The sequence below is a fragment of the Psychrobacter sp. CAL346-MNA-CIBAN-0220 genome (assembly GCF_040309805.1).
GTDB lineage: Bacteria > Pseudomonadota > Gammaproteobacteria > Pseudomonadales > Moraxellaceae > Psychrobacter.
The window spans coordinates 1-358 of the sequence record NZ_JBEOPF010000057.1 but is presented as its reverse complement, the minus strand read 5'-3'; the positions used below and the strand labels follow the sequence as shown (position 1 = coordinate 358).

Here is a 358-nt window from a genome sequence, read left to right as displayed (position 1 = left end):
ATCTTTTCCCTTCTTGTATTTCAAAGGTTCTTAATGTGCTGTCCTCATTGAAATAACAGTAACCAACGTAAGGCTTATCAACGCCATAATCGTTAGTAACGGTAAAGCCTATACTAGCGTTAGCCCTGCCTGAAGCATCTTTAATAAATACAGCGTCAGCTAGATAGTGAACGTCCACTTTTGAAAACTGCTTGGTTTCTTCTTTAATTTTCTCATTACAAGCCGTCTTAGCTTCGGTAGAACTTATACCCAGCTCTTTGGGTTTGTTAGCTTCTATTAAGGCTGCTTCCTCTTTCTTAGCAGCATCTTCAGCAGCCATTCTAGCCTTGTCTTCTTCTGAAGGCTGACAGCTAAATAC

At 40.2% G+C, this 358-nt stretch carries 1 protein-coding gene; it reads right to left on the bottom strand.

What is annotated here, in order from left to right:
• Positions 1-319, bottom strand: a 319-nt coding sequence (locus tag AAEY88_RS12680) for a hypothetical protein (RefSeq protein ID WP_350562952.1), incomplete at its 3' end; no start/stop codon positions are given.
• Positions 320-358 lie beyond the last annotated feature (39 nt).